This is a genomic window from Rhodococcus sp. ENV425 (genome assembly GCF_002887785.1).
In the GTDB taxonomy this organism is placed as follows: domain Bacteria; phylum Actinomycetota; class Actinomycetes; order Mycobacteriales; family Mycobacteriaceae; genus Rhodococcus; species Rhodococcus aetherivorans.
Genome location: NZ_PCZU01000212.1, coordinates 60720 through 63777, shown reverse-complemented (window position 1 = coordinate 63777; position 3058 = coordinate 60720). Strand labels below are relative to the sequence as shown.

Genomic DNA, 3058 nt, shown 5'->3' with positions numbered 1-3058 from the left:
CCGGCGGGGCCGGTCACCGCGCAGGGGGCGGTGACCGGCATCCGGGCGCGTGCGGGCCGGCACACTCGGGCGGATCACCGTACTGCCACGCCGCTGCCTCGCCCGCGGTGCCCCGGAACCGGGACCGACGACGCCGACTCCACGAAACCCAGAGTTCAAAATGCGGCCATCTGCCGGAGACCCGCCGCCGCGACACTGGAGGCACAAGGTGTCAACGACGGACGGGGAAACACTGATATGTCCGAGAACATCGCCCACCGACCCGACCCCCTCTTCGCTCTGCCGGCCGCGACGATTCCGGCGGCGCCCCACTCGATACGCCTCGAGGAGCCGGCCCCGATCCGTCCGGCCTCCGGCCTGCGTCCCCGCGTGGGCACCGTCCTCGGCACGGTCGTCTCCGCGGGGGCCGTCGCCACCATGGTGACCGGCTTCGTGGCGGTCGGTACCGTCGCCACGGTGTCCGGCCTGGTCTCGGCCGTCCGGCTCGGACCCTGACCGGCTCGGCGAACCCCTCAGTCGCCGAACTGCACGCTGTCGACGACGACGTCGGACCCGAACAGTTCGCGGGCGCGGACCAGAGCCGCGTCGCGCACCTCCGGCTCCGACAGCGTCGTGGGCAACGCCAGGGTCAGCAGCACGGAACGACCGTCGGACCTCGGCTGTGCCCTGACACGGCACACCCAGTCCACCGTTCCGCCCTCCCGGCGCAGCGCCAGCTCGGTGCGCGCGACGTCGCGGGCGAAGCAGGGCAGCGCGGGATCGGTCGTGCGTTCGAGCTGGGCCACGAGATCCTCGAGGCGATCGGTGCGCCATTGGCGCAACCCGGCCATCCGCGGTTCGACGTTCATCTCGGCACCCTTCGACGCCGGCGACCGTCGGGTGCGCTCGCGGGAGCATGCGGGTCCGAGATCTGCGGCGTCAGCGAAACTGACTACTACCGAGACCATCGCGCCGCGAGCGCGCGGCGTTTCACGAGCCCGGCAACAGGCTGCGCTTCATGAGCCCGGCAACAGGCTGCGCAGCGCCGGCAGCAGTTCCTGTTCGGCCCACCGGATGAACGGCCCCTGCCGGTCACCTCCGATCTGGACGAGGGCGACCTCCGTGAATCCCGCGTCGACGAACGGCCGGATCTTGTCCACGTACTCGTCGATGTCGTCGCCGCACGGAAGTTGCGCCCCGACCTGCTCGGGCGTCACGAACCGGGTGGCCGCCGCGAACGAGGACGGCGCGGGCAGGTCCGGGTTGACCTTCCAGCCGAGGCCGAACCACCGGAACTGCTCATGCGCCCGCTGCACCGCCGCGTCGCGGTCGGTGTCGTAGGAGACGGCGATCTGCCCGACTCGCGGTTTGCCCGCTCCCCCGGCCTCGTCGAACATCCGGGTCAGCTCCGGCTCGGGTTCGGTCGCCACCATCAGGTCGGCCTTCTCCCCGGCGAGGGCGCACGACTGCGAACCGGACACGGCGATGCCGATCGGCACCCGGGTCTCGGGCAGGTCGTACAGGTGCGCGGACTCGACGTCGAAGTAGTCGCCGCGGAAGTTCACGTTGCCGCCGTCGAACAGCGCCGAAATGATCTCCACGGCCTCGGCGAGCATCTCGTGACGGGTGCCCACCGCGGGCCAGCCCTTGCCGACGACGTGTTCGTTGAGGTTCTCGCCCGCGCCCAGGCCGAGGCGGAACCGGCCCCCGGACAGGATCTGCATCGTCGCCGCCTTCTGCGCCACCACCGCCGGGTGGTACCGCAGGATCGGGCAGGTCACGTAGGTCATGAGCGGGATCTGCTCGGTGGCCTGGGCAGCGGCACCAAGGATGGACCACGCGTAGCCGGAATGCCCCTGTTCCTCCAGCCACGGGTTGTAGTGGTCACTGATCACCGAGAAGTCGAAGCCGGCCTTCTCCGCCATCTGCACGTCGCGGACGAGGTGGTCCGGCCGGGACTGCTCGCAGAGCATGGTGTAGCCGAAGTCGGTCACTGTTCGTTTCCTCCCGTGGTCCGCGCCGGGCACCCCGCCGATGCCGGCGATCCGTCCTTCGGGATACCCACCGGTCGCCTCGGTACACGACCGTCACGGCAGGGAGGGGCCGCCGAGATGCCGGCTGCGCATCTCGGCAGGTACGGGTGTCTCGTTGCGGCGGGCCGGCCGGGCCGGCTCGCCGCAACGAGGGGTCGACCCGGTGTCAGACGAGGCAGACCACGAACAGCGGCACTCCGACGACCGGAACGAAGAGCAACGGAACGCACACGACACCGAACGGGCCGAGGACCGCCGGCTGGACGGATTCCGCGATCGGGGCAGGCGCGGTGGGGACTGCGGGGGCCGCTGTCGCGGCACCGGTGCCGAGGGCGATCATGGGGGCCATGGCGGTCGCCGCTACCGCCGCGCGAAACGTAGTCCTGCTCATGGTGTTTCTCCTCGCGTCGCGTGCCGCGACCGGTACGCGCCCACGGCACGGAAATGGATCGGCTGTATATCAGCATCGCCGACGAACCCGACGCCGGGCGACGGGGAAAACCCTGCATCGCGACGACTCGGGCATGGCCACGTACCGACGGGTCTCGTTTCGGTCGAGGCCGGCCCCGATGCTTCCATTTCGGTTGAGAAGAGGGCGCCGGCCCCCGCCCGGGGGCTACGGTGAAGCTGTGCTGTTCGGGCGGGGACCGGAATGCGCACGCATCGATCGGCTGCTTGCCGCACTCCGGCAGGGAGCGGGTGGAGCAGTGGTGCTGAGCGGGGAAGCGGGAATCGGCAAGACCGCCCTCCTCGACTACGCCCGCGAGCATGCCTCCGGGCTCGGGGTGCTGTCGGTGACGGGTGCGGAAGCCGAGGCCCCGATCCCCTTCGCGGCGCTCGAACGCCTGCTGGCGCCGGTGCCGGGGCCCATTGCGTCGCTGCCCAGGGTGCGCCCGTTGTGCGGCTCCACCGCGCGCGAAATTCCCGGGCCGGAGGACCGATTCGCGATCTACGCCGGATTCTTCCGGATTTTGACAGCGGCCGCACGCAGCGCGGCACTGCTGGTGGTGATCGACGATGCGCAGTGGCTGGACCGGCCGACCCTG

At 70.8% G+C, this 3058-nt stretch carries 5 protein-coding genes; 2 read left to right on the top strand and 3 right to left on the bottom strand.

Annotation, left to right across the window (positions count from 1 at the left end; translation table 11 throughout):
- Nucleotides 1-237: 237 nt before the first annotated feature.
- Nucleotides 238-495 carry a hypothetical protein gene (locus CQZ88_RS17960; protein ID WP_006932002.1) on the top strand — a complete coding sequence of 86 codons (258 nt, stop codon included), beginning with the start codon at nucleotides 238-240 and terminating at the stop codon, nucleotides 493-495.
- Nucleotides 496-512: 17 nt separating this feature from the next.
- Here CQZ88_RS17960 and CQZ88_RS17955 read toward each other — a convergent pair whose 3' ends face one another.
- The 3 genes from CQZ88_RS17955 to CQZ88_RS17945 all read right to left on the bottom strand — a co-directional run bounded on the left by CQZ88_RS17955 (nucleotide 513) and on the right by CQZ88_RS17945 (nucleotide 2403).
- Nucleotides 513-848 carry a hypothetical protein gene (locus tag CQZ88_RS17955; RefSeq protein WP_029541385.1) on the bottom strand — a complete coding sequence of 112 codons (336 nt, stop codon included), beginning with the start codon at nucleotides 846-848 and terminating at the stop codon, nucleotides 513-515.
- Between the two features lie 147 nt (nucleotides 849-995).
- Nucleotides 996-1973 carry an LLM class F420-dependent oxidoreductase gene (locus CQZ88_RS17950; RefSeq protein WP_083662398.1) on the bottom strand — a complete coding sequence of 326 codons (978 nt, stop codon included), beginning with the start codon at nucleotides 1971-1973 and terminating at the stop codon, nucleotides 996-998.
- Between the two features lie 205 nt (nucleotides 1974-2178).
- Nucleotides 2179-2403: a hypothetical protein gene (locus tag CQZ88_RS17945; RefSeq protein ID WP_146034328.1), complete on the bottom strand. Its 225-nt coding sequence runs from the start codon at nucleotides 2401-2403 to the stop codon at nucleotides 2179-2181.
- 178 nt (nucleotides 2404-2581) lie between these two features.
- On the opposite strand from CQZ88_RS17945, the gene CQZ88_RS31290 reads away from it, so the two are divergent.
- On the top strand, nucleotides 2582-3058 hold a 477-nt coding region (locus CQZ88_RS31290), incomplete at its 3' end, for an ATP-binding protein (protein WP_258008653.1).